Below are 17,312 nucleotides of genomic sequence, written 5' to 3' on the forward strand. Positions count from 1 at the left end.
GTGAAGTATCGTCAACTTGAAGAACTTAACATTCCTTTCGTATAATCTAAATATTAAAATCATTAGTACTTTTATATAAAATTTAGAAATTCCCATGTTATTTTGTTTACTTAATATTATACTTTTATATAATTATGTATACTATACTTATTCTATATTAATGAATAAATTCCTTTATTAACTAATATAGTTTTAATCGACTATATACCCTAATTTTGTACATAATAATATTATCTAACTATTGACAACATTCAATAAAACACTTATCATACTTTTAAACTTAAAACTATTAGACCACAAATGAAAGAAGGCTACTTATGAGTGTTGAAAGTGTAAAGAATTTTTTTGTTGAGCATGGACTTGAAGATCCAGTGTTTATTCTTGAAGAATGCGGTGCAACTGTTGACCTTGCTGCCAAAACCTTAGGGGTTGACCCAGCTTTAATTGCAAAAACATTATCATTTCGTCTTAAAGATAGAGATATTTTGATTGTTACTAAAGGAGATGCACGAATAGATAATAGAAAATACAAAGACTTTTTCAAGACTAAAGCAAAAATGTTAAATCACGATGAAGTTGCAGAAATAACAGGTCATCCTGTAGGCGGAGTATGCCCATTCGGGTTAACAAACCCTATTTCAGTATACATAGATGTTTCCCTTGAAAACTATGAATATGTCTACCCAGCAGCTGGGTCAGCATATACAGCCTTAAAAATCAAGCCATTAGTAATGCAAGAGCTTACTCAAGCTGAATATATCGACGTTTGTAAATAAACAAAATAATTATTATTCCAAGAAGCTATATAAAAAGTATTGACAATTACATTTATGAGTAATATACTAGGCACTAATAACTAAATACAACTTATCCAGAGCGGCAGAGGGACTGGCCCGATGATGCCCGACAACCAGCATTTTTTTATGAGTGCAATGGTGTCAATTCCATCAGATTATAAAATCTGAAAGATAAGGACGATAGCAAATTTTATTATACAATTTTATTGTTTATTAAAGTTAATCATGCTGCTTTCCTTATAGGAAGGCTGCTTTTTTTTTCATCAAAGTAGATGTATTAACACATTTTAGTACCTCTTTCAACAATATAACTATTAAATATTTAAAATGTCAAAATAAAATTAATAAATTAAAAAGGAGATATTATTATGAGTGAGAGAAAATTAAGTTTTGAAACATTACAGGTACATGCAGGACAGGTCCCTGACCCTACTACAGGATCAAGAGCAGTTCCAATTTATCAAACATCATCTTTTGTATTTAAAAATGCAGATCATGCAGCAAATTTATTTCAATTAAAAGAACCTGGAAATGTGTATGCAAGAATAATGAACCCAACTACAGACGTTTTTGAGAAAAGAGTAGCTGCTCTTGAAGGTGGCGTGGCTGGACTTGCTACAGCTTCAGGTCTAGCTGCAATATTCTATGCAATACTAAACGTTGCAAGCTGCGGCGATGAAATAGTAGCTACAAGTACACTTTATGGTGGTACTTATGAATTATTTAATGTTACCCTTAGAAAACTTGGAATCAACGTAACTTTTGTTGACCCAGATGATCCTGAAAACTTTAGAAAAGCTATAACTGATAAAACGAAAGCACTTTATGGTGAAACAATAGGAAATCCAAAAATAAATGTTTTAGATATAGAAGCAGTAGCAAATATTGCACATGCAAATAAAATACCACTTATTATTGATAGTACATTCGCAACTCCTTTCCTTTGTCGTCCAATTGAGTATGGCGCTGACATAGTTGTTCATTCAGCAACGAAGTTCATTGGAGGACATGGAACTACTATTGGTGGAGTTATAGTTGATGGTGGCAAATTTGATTGGGCTGCAAGCGGTAAGTTCCCTGATTTTACTACTCCAGACAAAAGCTACAATGGACTCGTATATGCCGATTTAGGTGCTCCAGCATTTGCTTTAAAGGCTAGAGTTCAACTACTTCGAAATACCGGTGCAACGCTTAGTCCACAAAGTGCATTTTTATTTCTTCAGGGACTTGAATCATTGTCATTAAGAGTTGAGAGACATGTATCAAACGCTAGAGCTGTTGTTAAATATTTAAGTAACCATCCAAGTGTTTCATGGATAAATTATCCTGAACTTGAAGGCAGTAAGTATAAAGACTTAGCTAAAAAATATCTACCAAAAGGAGCAGGATCAATATTCACTTTTGGAATTAAAGGTGGACTTGAAGCTGGGAAAAAATTTATTAACAGTGTAAAATTATTCTCATTACTTGCAAATGTTGCAGATGCTAAATCGCTCGTAATTCACCCATCAAGCACAACACATGCTGAACTTAATGAGGAAGAACAAAAAGCTGCTGGAGTTACTCCTGATTTAATAAGACTATCAATTGGTGTTGAAGGTATTGATGACATTATATACGACTTGAAGCAAGCTCTAGAAAAAGCAGTTAAATAGTTTCAAATACAACTAAGGCATTAAGCAGTTATTTTAGACGATGCCGTGTTACAAGGAGGATCTAAATGCCAATAAAAATACCAGACAATCTTCCAGCATATAAAACTTTAAATAAAGAAAATATATTTACTATTACAGAAGACTGCGCCTTTCATCAAGATATTCGTCCTTTAAAGATCATAATTTTAAACTTGATGCCTACAAAAATAGATACAGAGACGCAACTTCTAAGACTTCTTGGAAACTCTCCATTGCAAATTGATGTAGTACTTCTTCACCCAGAAAGTCATGCGAGTAAAAATATATCTGAAGAACATTTAATTAAGTTTTATAATACTTTTGATGAAATAAAGGATCTAAAATTTGATGGAATGATAATAACAGGCGCACCAATTGAAAATGTACCTTTTGAAGAAGTAGATTACTGGGAGGAACTCAAAAAAATCATGGAGTGGAGTGTACGCAATGTATACTCTACCTTGCATATTTGTTGGGGTGCTCAAGCAGGGCTTCATTATCATTACGGATTGCATAAACATAAACTAGATAGTAAAATGTTTGGTGTATTCAAACATAAAATAATAAAACAAAATGTTAGACTTGTAAGTGGATTTGACGATGAATTTTATGTTCCACATTCGAGATATACTGAGATAAGAAAAGCTGATATTGATAAAATAGATGAACTTGAAATAATATCAGAATCTGATGAATCAGGAATTTATATTGTATCAGCAAAAAAAGGACGCCAAATTTTTATAACTGGACATTCGGAATATGATCCTTTAACATTAAAAAAAGAATATGACCGAGATATTGCAAACGGTATAGATAGAAATGTTCCAAGGAATTATTATCCTAAAGATGATCCAACAAAGAAACCTATTGTAAAGTGGAGAGGTCATTCAAATTTACTTTTCGCAAATTGGCTAAATTATTATGTTTATCAAGAAACGCCTTACAATTTAGTACATCTTAAATAACACATATAAAAGTTGCTGATAATATTTATGTCAGCAACTTTTATATGTCCCCTAGTTCATTGGTTATGTCGAGTATGTATTCAAATTATTTCACCAGAATATCTTGACATTATTAAGCTAATGTTTATAATAAACATATAGACCAGTCGTTATATTATATTTCAAGAAAGGACATTATTTTAATGAGAAGTAAAACTGATTCAAGAGAAAAAATTCTTAATGTGGCAGCAATGCTTTTTCAACTTAAAGGGTATAACGCTACAGGATTAAACGAAATTTTAAAAGTAAGTGGTTCACCTAAAGGTTCTCTATATTATTATTTCCCTAATGGGAAAGAGGAGTTAGCCTTAGAGGCTATACACCTAGCAAGTACATCTATTCAAGCAAGATTACAGATTGTATTAGATAAGTATCCAAATCCAATTGAAGCCATTCAAAACCTTATCAAAAACATAATGGAAGATTTTAAAAAAGAAAGTAAACCAATAGGCTTTTCTATAAGTCTTATAGCATTAGAAACCTATTTGTCAAGCCAACCACTAAGAGAAGCTTGTAGTGAATCTTTTACAGATTTACAAACCATGTATGTCAAAAAATTAGTTCAAAGTGGAATTGAAAAAGAAATTGCAAAAGAATTAGGCACGTTCATCCAAATTATTATTGAAGGTGCTATAACAGTATCACTTACTCATAGAAGTGATGAGATTTTCCTTACTGTTAGTAATCAGATAAAAATTCTATTGACTCCTTATTTAAATAATAAAATCTAAATTTATAAATTATTATAAGTATTAAAATAACATTTTGATAAAATTTTTCTTTTAAGCTAGTTATTAAAAGCATAACTTAAGAAATGTTTTTTCAAAATGTATAGGTTATTTTATTTTTATATAGACTGGTCTAATACTGTTTCAGAGGAGATTATAATTTATGAACGCAACCAAAAGTTATACAAAAGTAGCAGAATATTATAATGCAAAAGCAATTATGATTGTGTTACTAATTGGAAGTTTTATATCCCTATTTAACGAAACCATACTCAATGTAGCATTTCCGACATTAATGGTAGAAATGCATATTACAGCTACAACAGCACAATGGCTTACAACTGGCTATGTATTAGTAGTTGGAATTCTTGTACCAATTACAGCTTTTCTTATTCATACTTTTACTACAAAGCAATTATTTTTAAGCGCAATGACATTATTTTTAGTAGGAACTATACTGGCTATATTTTCTACGTCCTTTGCTGCCTTATTAATTTCAAGATTAATCCAAGCATCTGGTACAGGGATGTTAATACCCATTATGATGAATACAGCTTTAGTAGTGAATCCACCTGAAAAACGTGGCTCAGCAGTAGCAATATGCATTTCTGTAATTACATTAGGGCCTGCACTTGCTCCAGTAGTCGCTGGTTTATTACTACAACTTTTTAGTTGGCATGCATTATTCATAATATTAATTCCACTATTGATTGCTTGTATGGTTTTTGGTTATATATTTTTAGAGAATACATCGGTAATAACAAAACCAAAGATTGATTATTTATCTATCTTGTTATCAACTATAGGTTTTGCAGGAGTTATATATGCAATAAGCGCATTTGGTACTATAAGTACGTTTAATATGCTTATTGTTTTTGCAATTGGACTAATCGCATTAATTTTGTTTGGTAAACGCCAATTATTATTAAAGGAGCCAATGTTAGAATTAAAATCATTCAAATATCCTGTATTTACAATAGGTATGATATTAATTGTACTAATGCAGATGTTACTATTTCCTTTGGGTATGATAATACCTCTACTGTTACAAAACGGTTTAAAAACATCAACTTTCGTATCAGCACTTGCTTTATTGCCAGGAATTCTTTGTATTACTATAGTAACTCCATTTGTTGGTAAAATTTATGATAAAATAGGTGGTAAAACATTGATTCCATCAGGTTTGGCAATAATATGCATTTTCACTTTAATATTATCGCGTATTACACCATCAACTTCTATAGCAACAATTGCTGTTTTATATTGTTTTATATGCATAGGGATATCTATGTCGATGTCACCTAGTCAGACAAATGCACTTAATGAATTATCATATAAAAATCAAGCAGATGGTGTTGCAATAGAAAATACTGTAAGGCAGATAGCTGGTGCTTTGGGTTCCGCTTTATTTTTAGGTATTATGACCGCATACCAAAATAGTTACTTAAATAATGTAGGCAATCAAAGCAACTCTCAAGATCAAGTAAAAGCTATATATAATGGTTTTGGTCACTCTTTGAGCATTGCTGCCATAATTATTGCAATTGGTTTTATATTAACACTGCTCTTAAGTCGTGATCATAAAAGTGTTACTAAAGAATCACAAGTAAAATCTTAAATTGTTGTTATTTAAATATAAAAAGGTGTATAGCACAATTTTGCTATACACCTTTTTAATGTTAGAAACGAAAATCTCGTTTCCCTTCCTTAAGTTCTTTTAAATGTTCTACTGCAATTGCACGAACCTTTTCATTTTGAATATTAGGAATTTCTTTTTCAATTACTGCCTCACCCTTTATTTTAGTATCAAGTGATGCATAATCCTCCAAATATTCTTTAAGTGTCATCAATGCATTAGGTTGACAACAGTTTCCAATCTGACCAGCCTTAACAAGACTCATAAAACGGTCACCTGTACGTCCTTCCCTATAACAGGCAGTACAAAAGCTTGGAATATAGCCCAGCCCCAATAACCAGTTTACGATTTCATCCAATTTACGGGTGTCGGTTACTTCAAATTGCTTTGAATTATCTTCTTCGGATTCCGGCTCAGAGTATCCTCCGACACTTGTACAAGAACCTCCACTTACCTGAGATATTCCTAGTTCTAGTACACGCTCGCGGGTTGTTTTCGATTCACGGGTAGAAACAATCATGCCTGTGTATGGAACAGCAATACGAATAACAGCCACGATTTTTTCGAACATCTCATCAGAAATTGAATTTGAAAATGTATTTGGATCAATATCATCAGCAGGGCAAATGCGTGGAATACTGATAGTATGTGGACCCACTCCCATAGCTGCCTCTAAATGTTCTGCATGCATAAGCAAACCTACAAAGTCATAACGGTACATATTTAAACCGAACAAGACTCCAATTCCCACATCATCAATACCGCCTTCCATTGCACGATCCATAGCTTCAGTATGATATGCGTAATTGTGTTTTGGTCCTGTTGGATGAAGCTGCTCATAACTTTTCTTATTATAAGTTTCCTGGAAAAGTATGTATGTACCAATGCCAGCTTCCTTAAGCTTCTGATAATCTTCTACTGTTGTCGCAGCAATATTAACATTTACTCGGCGTATATCACCATTCTTATGTTTAATACTATATATTGTCTTTATACTTTCTAAAATATATTCAATTGGGTTGTTTATTGGGTCTTCTCCTGATTCTAAAGCCAATCTCTTGTGTCCCATATCCTGAAGTGCTATAACCTCTTTAACTATTTCTTCTTGCGTAAGCTTTTTACGTGATATTGTTTTATTTTTAGAGTGATAAGGACAATACACACATCCATTTACACAATAGTTTGATAGATATAAAGGAGCAAAAATAACAATTCGATTGCCATAAAGCTTCTGCTTAATCTCTTTTGCTATCTTAAACATTTTTTCTTTTTCATCATCCAAATCGCATTCTAGAAGCACAGCAGCCTCCCTATGAGTTAACCCCTTTCCGTCTTTTGCACGCTCTATTAGGCTATCAATTAATTCTCGATTTTCTTTGTTTTCCTGCGCATAGGCAATGGTGGATAAAATTTCACCGTCTTCAATAAACTCTGTTGCAATTTTCGACTTAGAATCATACATAGCATAAACTCCTTTTAATGTTATTATTTATTATCTATAAAACGATTAAGATGTTTTTATTTGTTATTGTGGTGGCACTTTAGAATAAAGTGTTTTGATGTTTACATTTGGTAGCATTCCAAGTTTTCCTGATAGTGAGCTGATAACATCATTAGGTGCATCCACAACTACACTTATTACAGAAATATGACGTTTCATATATGGGATTCCCATTCTACCTACAATATATTGTCTATATTCGTGAAGAATAGCATTAAGTTTTGGAGCAGCATCTGTGTTTTCAACAATAATTCCGATTAAAGCGATTCTTGTCTCCATCCATAAAATCCTTTCTTTAATTAATTTAAAAAATCCCTGCACCCAAAAGGCACAAGGATAGGTTAATAAAACCAAAGACACCACCAAAAGGTATGTCTTTGAATCATTACAACTATTCTCTCGCCTTCTCATTCGGGACGAACCCTATGCATTCAGAACGATAACTTTATTAATAAAATTTATTATATGATATGCTAAAATAAATAGCAGATGTCACTCCATCCCTAACCCATAACCTAAAATCAATTATACCGTAACACTCCTTATAGTAAATAGCAAGCTACTATTTTGCTTACTTAATCTAATGCCCATATAATTGATTTTTCAATATATTCATTCCAAAAATCCCACGTATGGCCACCAGAACTTTCTACGTATGTTGCACCTATTTTCTCTGAAATTAAGAAATCACGGTATCTATGATTCACTTCTAATAATGAGTCCTCTGTACCACATGCCATATATATTTTAGGAATTGAAGAGTTTCTCTTCTTTAAATTAATAATAAGTGCCTCTGGATCTTTATCACTGCCTTGAAGTTTTGGTAATTCACCAAATAATCTCGTGTAATATTTATAGTCACCAATCTCATCCTTATAATCAGTAGAAACTCCAGCAATATTGTAGGTAATAAGAGCAGAAGATAATGCTATGATACGACTAAAATTTTCAGAGTATTTTAAACCATTTCGAATTGCTCCATATCCACCCATAGATAGTCCACCTATGAATGTATCTTCTCTTTTCTTTGATATTGGAAATATTGACCGCGTAAATTCTATTAAATCATTTCCTATGAATTCTCCAAACAATTCTCCTTTATCATCATCGTCTACATAAAAATTATTTTCTCCAGATGGCATAAAAACTGCTATGTTATGTGTTATAGATAGTTCTTGAATTCTACTACTGCAAACCCAACTAGAGTAATTTTGTGTTAATCCATGCAGAAGATAAAGAGCTTTCATTGGTTTTTTCTCGATTTTTGCTTGGCCAGATATTTCAATTGTGTCTATTGGTATAAGGGCATTAAAAGTAACATTTCTGTTTAATGTCTTTGAAGAAAAGTTTACTTGTAAAAATGACATTTCTTATTTCCCCCTCTATATTATATATTAAACACATATACTATTAAAAGTATATTGTCTTAAGATATTATCTATAGAATTATATTTCCTTTTTATTTAAAAATAATACACTGTCGTAAATAACTTCACTTAATAGAACAACAAATATCACTCCTTCTATGCTTAATAATATATCAAACCTTGTTGTAAAATGTAATATACTGTTATATAATTAAATAGAAATAATAATATATGTGCTAGGGGTGCCTTATGGCTGAGATATGAACATTTAATTCATTGTCCCTTATACCTGATCTGGATAATACCAGCGGAGGAAAGCGGTTATAATGTATAAATACATTAACTATATTCCTTTTGCGAATATAGTTTTTCTGTTTTCACCATAATACTTCTGTAGCACAATACGTGGAGGCTATACAAATGACTTTTAACGAAAGAATTGCTGAAATTACCAAAAGTCCTATTGCTCTTTTTGCACTACTCGGAGTACTATTATTAATCTTTGTAGTTATAAAAATACGGAAAATCAAGTTTACTACCCAAATGATTACTTTAGTCGGAATATCTGTCGCATTAGCTACAGTATTACAACTTATTACAATTATCAAATTACCGCAAGGTGGCAGTGTTACCGCCGGAAGCATGGTTCCCATTGTACTTATAGCTTTATTTTATGGTCCTGAAGTTGGATTTTTAACAGGCTTCTTATTTGGAATTATTAATTTTATTATGAGTCCCTTTGCACTGCACCCTGTACAGGTACTTTTTGATTATCCACTTCCTTTTATGGCTATAGGAATTGTTGGTTACTTTAGATCACGTAATACCAAAGGAATACTTATTGGAGTAATTCTCGCAATGCTCGCAAGATTTGCATGCCATTTTATATCTGGGGTTGTATTTTTTGGAAGTTATGCTCCAAAAGGAACTTCAGTTTATTTATACTCCCTTTTATATAACGGCTCATATATGAGTTTAGAAGCACTTATCACCTGTGTAATTATAGGAATTTTACCTATAAAGCGTTTATCTAAACTAGTGATAAAACAAACTATCTTAGATTAATCTAACTATTTGCTAATCCTCCTTAATTAAATACAACAAATTGTTATCTATGTTGTAATAAATGGGAGCTATTACTATATTGGGATATTTAGTTCTTAACCTCTTAGCTTCTTCAAGCACAAATTCTATTTCATTACCTATCTCAAACATCGGAGCAAAGTTCATAAAGTGATCTTCTGCTCTTTGTCTTTCCCATCCCACTATATCAACTAGTCCTTGAATAAACCCTTCTCTTTTCGACATCAAATTAACCATACCACAATGATTATGAGCTATAAGTGCAATAGTTTTAATGCCTCCTATAGCTATTGTATAAGAAACTTTAAATTCACTATAGCGTAGAGTTCCTCCACCAGAACGAATTATAAATGCAAAGTTGTTTGGTATATGAAGATATTTCCTGTTATCCATGCACATTCCTATTAACATCTGTGGACTACTTACCGCCTTATATGGCATATTTAAATCATGATATTCTAACAAATCACTAATAGGTGTATTTCTGTATTTTTCAAATATATCTTCTTTAGTGTTAATTTTTATTAATCTATCCATAATGACATCATCTCCTTACATTTATTTTAATTTAATGTATGATTTTATTTATTTTTATTATTATAGCACACCTAATAATTACTAATACTACTTTTTGAATTTTATAAATAATGTTAATACAATATTAACACAACTGTTATACTATAAAATATTGTATCTACATTGTGCAAATGAACAATAAAAAATGTTAATTAACCAATATGAAAAATTTAATATATACATTACTATTAATATATTAGCTATGAAAACGTTAATCATAGTAAACTACTTCATTGTTCATAAGGAGGAAATAAAATGGCTGTTATAAGTTGGACTGGGGCAATATTTGGTTTAATAGTTGCGATAGTTTTGATATTTAAAAAGGTAAGTCCTGTATACGCACTTTTCGGTGGTGCTATCATAGGTGGATTAGTTGGTGGTGCAAGTTTAGCACAGACCACACAGATTGTTATTGATGGCACTAATAGCGTAATGGGAGCAGTGGTTAGAGTCCTTGCAGCGGGAATCCTTGCAGGTATTTTAATTGAGTCTGGTGCAGCAGAGAGAATTGCTGAAACTATAGTTGAAAAACTCGGTGAACAAAAAGCTCTTTTGGCAATTGCCATAGCAACCATGGTTATAACTGCTGTAGGTGTGTTTATTGCAGTTTCAGTTATTATAGTTGCACCAATAGCATTATCCGTAGGAAGAAAGGTTGGACTTACTAAATCTTCAATACTTTTAGCAATGATTGGTGGTGGTAAGGCTGGAAATATAATTTCCCCTAATCCAAATACCATAGCAATAGCAAAAGGCTTTAATTTAGATTTAGCACAAGTAATGATTAATGGGTTTATACCAGCAATAGTAGGGTTAATTGTAACATATTTCGTTGCTACATTGTTAAGTAAAAAAGGCGAACTAATTAAAGAAACTGAAATTATTGTAACTAATACTAAAGAAAAACCAAGTTTCGCTAAATCAATGGTGGCACCACTTGTAGCAATAATACTTTTATCAATTAGTCCTATCGGAAACATACTACATATAGATTTTTTGGTAAAAATTAATATTGATTCCATGATTATACTTCCAGTTGCAGGCTTAATAGGTTTACTTGCAATGGGTCAATTTGATAAAGTTATCCCATATACAACCTCAGGTTTAAATAAAATGACAGGTACTGCAATAATACTAATTGGCGCAGGTGCAATAGCTGGTATCATTTCTAAATCTAACTTAAGTGCTGTAGTGGTACAATCTATTCAATCAGCAGGTATTTCAGGTGTGTTCTTAGCGCCAATATCAGGGATACTTATGGCAGGAGCTACCGCGTCAACATCAACAGGGTCGATTCTTGCATCTGGAAGCTTTGGGAAGGCAATATTATCTATGGGAGTTGCACCATTAAATGCGGCAATTATGGTTCATACAGGAGCTACAGTTATTGATCATTTACCACAAGGTAATTTCTTTCATGCTACAGGAGATTCTGTAAAAATGAAAATTAAAGACCGTATGAAACTAATTCCATATGAATCTATAGTTGGTGGATCTATGGCAATTACAGCAACAATTATATTTGGATTTTTAAAATAACTAAAATAACTCATTAAATATATCTAAGTTAGGAGTGATATTATGAAAAAAAACTATGTTATTGTATTAGCACCGGATTCTTTTAAGGAAAGCATGACAGCAAAAGAGGCTTGTGAAGCAATGGAACGAGGAATAAAAAAAGCTAATAGTAATATTCGTTGTGTTCATGTACCTATGGCTGATGGTGGAGAAGGAACTATGCAGTCATTAGTTGATGCTACTAAAGGAAAAGTATATTCTTTAAAAGTAGTCGGTCCACTTGGAACTGATGTTTACGCCCAGTATGGTATTTTAGGAAATGGTGAAGTAGGAATGTTAGAAATGGCCAGTGCCAGTGGAATACAACTAGTAACTCCAAAGCAAAGGAATCCAATGCTAACAACAACTTATGGTACTGGTCAGCTTATAAAGGCTTGTTTAGATCATGGCGTTAAAAAGATATTAATAGGAATTGGAGGGAGTGCCACAAACGATGGCGGAGCGGGAGTCCTTCAAGCTCTTGGTGGAAAACTATTAGATAAACATGGTAATGAGCTAGCTTTTGGTGGTGGAGAATTAGGGAAACTGTGTAGTATTGATTTAAGTGATTTTGACCCACGCTTAAAAGAAGTTATTATAGAAGTCGCTTGTGATGTTAATAATCCACTTTGTGGTGAAAGAGGAGCTTCAAAAGTATTTGGTCCACAAAAGGGAGCTACCAAAGAAATGATTAAAACATTAGACTGTAATTTAGAACATTATGCTGATATAATTATAAAACAACTTGGTAAAGATGTATTAAATGAAGCAGGTTCCGGAGCCGCAGGCGGTCTAGGTGCTGGGCTTATGGCTTTTTTAAATGGTACTTTAAAAAAAGGTATTGATATTGTCATTGAGTATACTGGACTAGAACAAAAAATAAAAGAATCAGATATGGTTTGGACCGGAGAAGGAAGCATAGATTTTCAGACCCAATATGGAAAGACTCCTTTAGGTGTTGCATTGCTTGCTTCCAAATACAATAAACCAGTGATTGCATTAGCTGGAAGAGTTGGTAAGGATATTGATATATTATATGAAAAGGGCATAGGTTCGATATTTAGCATTATGAGAGAGGTAACTCCTATAGAAGAAGCTTTAGAGAACGGTCAGAAAAACATTGAAAAGACAGCTGAAAACATTATAAGACTGATGAACTTATTATAATACATTTATGGAGAACACCACTCTTGGCTCTGATTTTTTAACTCAATTAGAACAAGTGTGGAATTGTTCTTCTATTTTGTTGTATACTACTTTTAATTAAAAGGATGTGAATAATATGAAATTATCAAAAAATATAGCACAAAAAATCGTTTCAGAAATGATGAATGTAATTCCCTACAATATAAATGTTATGGATGAAAATGGAGTAATTATAGGAAGTGGAGATATTAACCGAATTGGCAACGTTCATGAAGGAGCTATAAAAGCTATAAATAATGCCTTTATCAATGAGGTTTATGAAAATAGTGCTAGAATAAAACCGGGAGTAAATGAGCCTATCATTATAAATAATAAAGTAATAGGGGTAGTAGGCATTACAGGTAATCCTAATGAAGTAAGTAGGTTTAGCAAACTGGTACGTGTAACCGCAGTTCTCTTAATTGAAGAATCCAAGACAATTGAAGAAATACAAAACAAAAGGTTAACCATGTTGAAATTTTACAATGATGTTGCCCACAGAAAAACAACATATGATGATGCCTTTCGTCAGAAGGCTAAAAATTATGGTCTTGATCTTACTAAGAAGTGTCAAGCTATTCTTGTATATAATAATAATGATAACATAAGCGAATATAAAATATTACGTGAAAAATACACACATTATTATAATTTAAGTGATAGTAAAACGGTCTTTTTTGTTACAGATAATCTTAAATCTAGTGAAGTATTAAGAGATATAGAAAAAAGTGGTAGTGTTCGTAAAATAAGTTTAGGAGGAGAAGAAGAGATAGCTGCTATTTCACTAGAAAATGCAGCTCTAGCAATGAATTTAGGCATTAAGATAAAACCATCATCTTTAATATATAACTATAGTGATTTAAAGTTCTTTATAAATTTATCTTGTAACAAAAAAGAATCATTAATATCTCTATTCACAAATCTTGATAAAACCGGAAAGAAACTAGAACTTATTAGAACTATACAAATTTATGTTGAACAAAATGGTGATATCAATAAAGTTGCCAGTAGCCTAAACATACATAGGAATACTTTAAATTACAGGCTAGATAGAATTAAACAACTGACCGGTAAAAATCCAAAGATTTTGCTTGAGCTCTTTGAACTCTTATGTGGATTAATGTGGATATAATTTCAAAGATAATCATCCAAGGCAAATGCTAATTGCCTTAGATTTATGCCTGATTTTTCGAGTATATTCCACATAATCGTCCTTTTAATGTACCGTATTTAGCAGCATAGCCTCCATGAACTATACCACTGTTAGCTTTTGATTCTTTAGTAGAAACATCATCATCTTCTTTTTCTAGAATACATATCTTTAAATTATATCTTGAAAGATTTCTTGCAATAGCCGCTCCCACTACCCCTAACCCTATAATAATTACGTCATACATAAAATGACCCTCCCAACATACTTATAATATTAAGTCTTTATTAATATCTATTCTAATATAAACATTTACATTAGAATAGATATTTTAAAACTATTAGTATAATACTAAATACATGATAATTCGAATAGTTTATAATAGAGGAAAGTATTCCAATTTTTCTAAATAATTTACTAAGGAGATGTTTAATTTGAAAAACAAGTCCAAGCTACTATTATGTATAATTCTATCAATAAGCTTTATAACTCAGGGATGTAGCAAAAAAGCCGAACCCATTGCTAATCCTAGCAAATCAAAACCCTCTGTGAATTCAGTTCAAAAATACTATTCACCATATACAGGTGAAGAAGTTAAAAAGGAAGTATTAGATAATGTAGCTGTACTTGCCATAGTAGAAAACTCTGTACCTGCAAGACCTCAATCAGGTTTAAACGCTGCAGATATAGTTTATGAAACCATGGCTGAAGGCGGTACCCCTAGATTTATTGCATTATTTCAAAAGGAAAATGCACAAAAAATCGGACCACTCAGAAGCGCTAGACCTTATTTCTTAGATATAGCAAAAGAATATAATTTGCCCTTTGCACATTGTGGAGGAAGTCAAGAAGCCCTTAATGAAATAAAGAGCGAAAAATTAATGAGTATGAATGAAATGACAAATACTTCTACTTACTGGAGAGATTCAATAAGGAAATCACCGCATAACCTTTATACATCTACAGAAAAGTTAAGAGCCCTTGTTAAAACAAAGAATTATGCATACTCACCTTCTGTTAAATTAAAATTTGACAAAAGCTACTGGGATAATGCTACATCTCCTAAAGTAACAAATGTAGTATTAAAAATGAATAGACTCTACAATACTAGTTACGCTTTTAAAAATGGTTTTTACCTAAAAAGCATGGATGGAAAATCTTCAAATAATAAAGAAGATAATCTCCCTCTATCATTTAAGAATGTAGTTGTACAAATAACTTCCATTAAAAATCAGAAAGACGGAGTTCATTTAGACATTCAGCTTGTTGGCACAGGGGATGGCTATGTTATTAGCAATGGTAAGTTTGTTAAAATGCACTGGTCGAAAAAAGATTCTACATCTCAAACTATTCTAACAGATGAGAAAGGTAATTCTTTGCCTTTAAATCCTGGTAAGACCTGGTGGAACATTGTAGACAAAAGTACTGTTATTGACATAAAATAAATTATGATAGAAGCTGGAACACCCTATTTACAATATAACCCATAAAATATACAAATATGTACATAAAATATTGTAACAAGGTATGTATTTTGTCATAACATATATTATAATAATTCTAATTGGAGTAGTTGATGATTAATGTAACTTTAACACCCCTCCATTATATATATCTTATCTTCATTATTATAATAATATTTGCTATGGTGAAGAAGAAAGATATAACACTTATATGTATAGTAGGTATATTTATTTTAGGTATTGCAGGTACTGGGTCTATTTCAGAGTCTACCATGGGAGTATTTAATAGTTTTGTTTACGCAACAAAGGAATTAATGCCTACAATTTTCATAATATCCATTGTAACTGCTATGAGCAACACTCTTGTGGCCTCTGGCATAAATGATGAAATAGTGTCTCCTTTTAAAGGGGTCATTAAAAATTATTGGGTAGCTTATTGGGTTATTGGAATTGTTATGATGATTTTGTCCTGGTTTTTCTGGCCATCACCAGCAGTCGCTCTTGTGGGAGCATTATTTTTACCTATAGCTATCAAAGCCGGATTACCAGCCATGGGCGTTGCTATCTCAATGAACTTATTTGGACACGGCATAGCTCTCTCAAGTGATTATATAATTCAAGCAGCACCTAAACTTACAGCAGGTGGAGCAGGCATTCCTATATCGAGTGTTATATCTGCAAGCATCCCACTTGTAATCACAATGGGTTTAGTTACAACTACTGTAGCCTTTTATCTTCTTCGTAAAGATATTAAAGCAGGCATACCGTTAAGCCAAAACAAAATAGTAGAATCACCTATCAATACAACAGACACAATGCTTATATCTTCAAAAAGACTTAGAAGAATTTTGGCGTTATTGATATTTGTGCTTTTCGCAATAGACATCTATATAATGTATACTTCAAAACTTCAAGGCGGAGACGCAACAGCTCTTATTGGAGGTACAGCTGTATTTGTATTAAGTTTAGTTTCAGTATTTACTTATAAGAGTCATTCACTTGAGAAAATCACAGATAATCTTGTTAAAGGCTTGCAATTTGGATTTAAGATATTTGGTATAGTTATTCCTATAGCTGCTTTCTTTTATCTAGGAGATTCAGCTCTCATTGATATTTTCGGAAAAATACTTCCCCAAAGTTCTAATGGAATAGTTAATGACTTAGGCGTGGCATTATCAAACCTAGTTCCACTGAACTCTGTTGTTTCAGCCGGTACAATTACAATTGTTGGCGCAATAACTGGACTAGACGGTTCTGGTTTTTCCGGCATACCACTAGTTGGTTCTATTGCTAGAATTTTCTCAACAGCACTCGGCGGTGGCATAGCTACACTTACAGCACTAGGCCAAATAGCTGGAATATGGGTAGGTGGAGGAACAATAATCCCTTGGGCAGTAATACCAGTAGCAGCTATTTGTGGTGTGGATCCTTTTGAACTTGCTAAGAAAAATGTTAAGCCGGTAATTATAGGGTTAATAGTTACTACAATAGTTGCTATATTGATTATTTAAACTAATATTTCATGTAACAAAGCAAAATTATTATTATAAAATTTAGGATTTAAAAAGGACTTGCATCAATTATACTGATGC

15 protein-coding genes, 1 pseudogene and 2 riboswitches are annotated in these 17,312 nt (G+C 32.2%); of the genes and pseudogenes, 11 read left to right on the top strand and 5 right to left on the bottom strand.

The genetic code is table 11. From position 1 onward, the window contains the following. The first annotated feature begins 317 nt into the window (after positions 1–317). From LGK95_RS11225 to LGK95_RS11245, 5 genes are all read left to right on the top strand, one after another. Positions 318–776 carry a YbaK/EbsC family protein gene (locus LGK95_RS11225; RefSeq protein ID WP_226124877.1) on the top strand — a complete coding sequence of 153 codons (459 nt, stop codon included), beginning with the start codon at positions 318–320 and terminating at the stop codon, positions 774–776. Positions 777–864: 88 nt separating this feature from the next. Then, positions 865–975: riboswitch (SAM riboswitch) on the top strand. A gap of 187 nt (positions 976–1,162) precedes the next feature. Beyond that, positions 1,163–2,452: a homocysteine synthase gene (locus tag LGK95_RS11230; protein WP_226124907.1), complete on the top strand. Its 1,290-nt coding sequence runs from the start codon at positions 1,163–1,165 to the stop codon at positions 2,450–2,452. 65 nt (positions 2,453–2,517) lie between these two features. Beyond that, positions 2,518–3,435, top strand: coding sequence for a homoserine O-acetyltransferase MetA (gene metA, locus LGK95_RS11235; protein ID WP_226124878.1), 918 nt, complete (start codon positions 2,518–2,520; stop codon positions 3,433–3,435). 182 nt (positions 3,436–3,617) lie between these two features. Beyond that, complete coding sequence (locus LGK95_RS11240; RefSeq protein ID WP_226124879.1) at positions 3,618–4,205, top strand: TetR/AcrR family transcriptional regulator; 588 nt, start codon at positions 3,618–3,620, stop codon at positions 4,203–4,205. A gap of 160 nt (positions 4,206–4,365) precedes the next feature. Further along, the gene (locus tag LGK95_RS11245) at positions 4,366–5,820 is read left to right on the top strand and encodes an MDR family MFS transporter (protein WP_226124880.1); all 1,455 of its coding nucleotides are present in this window, start codon (positions 4,366–4,368) and stop codon (positions 5,818–5,820) included. Between the two features lie 61 nt (positions 5,821–5,881). Here the strand turns inward: LGK95_RS11245 and hydG are convergent, their stop codons facing one another. From hydG to LGK95_RS11260, 3 genes are all read right to left on the bottom strand, one after another. Then, positions 5,882–7,300 (bottom strand): [FeFe] hydrogenase H-cluster radical SAM maturase HydG, encoded by a 1,419-nt coding sequence (gene hydG / locus LGK95_RS11250; RefSeq protein WP_226124881.1) that lies wholly within the window; start codon positions 7,298–7,300, stop codon positions 5,882–5,884. Between the two features lie 63 nt (positions 7,301–7,363). Beyond that, positions 7,364–7,618: a TM1266 family iron-only hydrogenase system putative regulator gene (locus LGK95_RS11255; protein ID WP_226124908.1), complete on the bottom strand. Its 255-nt coding sequence runs from the start codon at positions 7,616–7,618 to the stop codon at positions 7,364–7,366. Positions 7,619–7,914: 296 nt separating this feature from the next. Beyond that, positions 7,915–8,706, bottom strand: a complete 792-nt coding sequence (locus LGK95_RS11260; protein ID WP_226124882.1) for an alpha/beta hydrolase — start codon at positions 8,704–8,706, stop codon at positions 7,915–7,917. 228 nt (positions 8,707–8,934) lie between these two features. Beyond that, positions 8,935–9,039, top strand: a riboswitch (TPP riboswitch). 87 nt (positions 9,040–9,126) lie between these two features. Between LGK95_RS11260 and thiT the strand changes: the two genes are divergently transcribed. Further along, entirely contained in the window at positions 9,127–9,771 is a 645-nt protein-coding gene (thiT, locus tag LGK95_RS11265; protein WP_226124883.1) for an energy-coupled thiamine transporter ThiT, read from the top strand. A gap of 12 nt (positions 9,772–9,783) precedes the next feature. On the opposite strand, the gene LGK95_RS11270 is transcribed toward thiT, so the two are convergent. Further along, positions 9,784–10,326, bottom strand: a complete 543-nt coding sequence (locus tag LGK95_RS11270) for a carbonic anhydrase (RefSeq protein ID WP_226124884.1) — start codon at positions 10,324–10,326, stop codon at positions 9,784–9,786. Positions 10,327–10,620: 294 nt separating this feature from the next. Here LGK95_RS11270 and LGK95_RS11275 point away from each other — a divergent pair, with 294 nt between their 5' ends. The 3 genes from LGK95_RS11275 to LGK95_RS11285 all read left to right on the top strand — a co-directional run bounded on the left by LGK95_RS11275 (position 10,621) and on the right by LGK95_RS11285 (position 14,239). Further along, positions 10,621–11,904 (top strand): GntP family permease, encoded by a 1,284-nt coding sequence (locus LGK95_RS11275; protein ID WP_226124885.1) that lies wholly within the window; start codon positions 10,621–10,623, stop codon positions 11,902–11,904. Positions 11,905–11,946: 42 nt separating this feature from the next. Next, positions 11,947–13,089, top strand: a complete 1,143-nt coding sequence (locus LGK95_RS11280; RefSeq protein ID WP_226124886.1) for a glycerate kinase family protein — start codon at positions 11,947–11,949, stop codon at positions 13,087–13,089. Positions 13,090–13,204: 115 nt separating this feature from the next. Beyond that, positions 13,205–14,239, top strand: a complete 1,035-nt coding sequence (locus LGK95_RS11285; protein ID WP_226124887.1) for a CdaR family transcriptional regulator — start codon at positions 13,205–13,207, stop codon at positions 14,237–14,239. A gap of 70 nt (positions 14,240–14,309) precedes the next feature. Here LGK95_RS11285 and LGK95_RS11290 read toward each other — a convergent pair. Beyond that, positions 14,310–14,504, bottom strand: a pseudogene (locus LGK95_RS11290) (FAD-dependent oxidoreductase); the annotation flags it as partial. A gap of 187 nt (positions 14,505–14,691) precedes the next feature. Between LGK95_RS11290 and LGK95_RS11295 the strand changes: the two are divergent. Further along, the gene (locus LGK95_RS11295) at positions 14,692–15,702 is read left to right on the top strand and encodes a DUF3048 domain-containing protein (protein ID WP_226124888.1); all 1,011 of its coding nucleotides are present in this window, start codon (positions 14,692–14,694) and stop codon (positions 15,700–15,702) included. Positions 15,703–15,833: 131 nt separating this feature from the next. Further along, the gene (locus LGK95_RS11300) at positions 15,834–17,231 is read left to right on the top strand and encodes a hypothetical protein (protein ID WP_226124889.1); all 1,398 of its coding nucleotides are present in this window, start codon (positions 15,834–15,836) and stop codon (positions 17,229–17,231) included. The last annotated feature ends 81 nt before the right edge of the window (positions 17,232–17,312 follow it).

The sequence above is a fragment of the Clostridium algoriphilum genome, assembly GCF_020443705.1.
Lineage (GTDB): Bacteria > Bacillota > Clostridia > Clostridiales > Clostridiaceae > Clostridium_AD > Clostridium_AD algoriphilum.

Bases quoted from the DNA above. Each gene is read 5' to 3' on its own strand.
- LGK95_RS11225 (WP_226124877.1), top strand. From the start codon at position 318: ATGAGTGTTGAAAGTGTAAAGAATTTTTTTGTTGAGCATGGACTTGAA.
- hydG (WP_226124881.1), bottom strand. From the start codon at position 7,300: ATGTATGATTCTAAGTCGAAAATTGCAACAGAGTTTATTGAAGACGGT.
- LGK95_RS11285 (WP_226124887.1), top strand. From the start codon at position 13,205: ATGAAATTATCAAAAAATATAGCACAAAAAATCGTTTCAGAAATGATG.
- LGK95_RS11275 (WP_226124885.1), top strand. From the start codon at position 10,621: ATGGCTGTTATAAGTTGGACTGGGGCAATATTTGGTTTAATAGTTGCG.
- thiT (WP_226124883.1), top strand. From the start codon at position 9,127: ATGACTTTTAACGAAAGAATTGCTGAAATTACCAAAAGTCCTATTGCT.
- LGK95_RS11245 (WP_226124880.1), top strand. From the start codon at position 4,366: ATGAACGCAACCAAAAGTTATACAAAAGTAGCAGAATATTATAATGCA.
- metA (WP_226124878.1), top strand. From the start codon at position 2,518: ATGCCAATAAAAATACCAGACAATCTTCCAGCATATAAAACTTTAAAT.
- LGK95_RS11255 (WP_226124908.1), bottom strand. From the start codon at position 7,618: ATGGAGACAAGAATCGCTTTAATCGGAATTATTGTTGAAAACACAGAT.
- LGK95_RS11300 (WP_226124889.1), top strand. From the start codon at position 15,834: ATGATTAATGTAACTTTAACACCCCTCCATTATATATATCTTATCTTC.
- LGK95_RS11260 (WP_226124882.1), bottom strand. From the start codon at position 8,706: ATGTCATTTTTACAAGTAAACTTTTCTTCAAAGACATTAAACAGAAAT.
- LGK95_RS11280 (WP_226124886.1), top strand. From the start codon at position 11,947: ATGAAAAAAAACTATGTTATTGTATTAGCACCGGATTCTTTTAAGGAA.
- LGK95_RS11270 (WP_226124884.1), bottom strand. From the start codon at position 10,326: ATGGATAGATTAATAAAAATTAACACTAAAGAAGATATATTTGAAAAA.
- LGK95_RS11240 (WP_226124879.1), top strand. From the start codon at position 3,618: ATGAGAAGTAAAACTGATTCAAGAGAAAAAATTCTTAATGTGGCAGCA.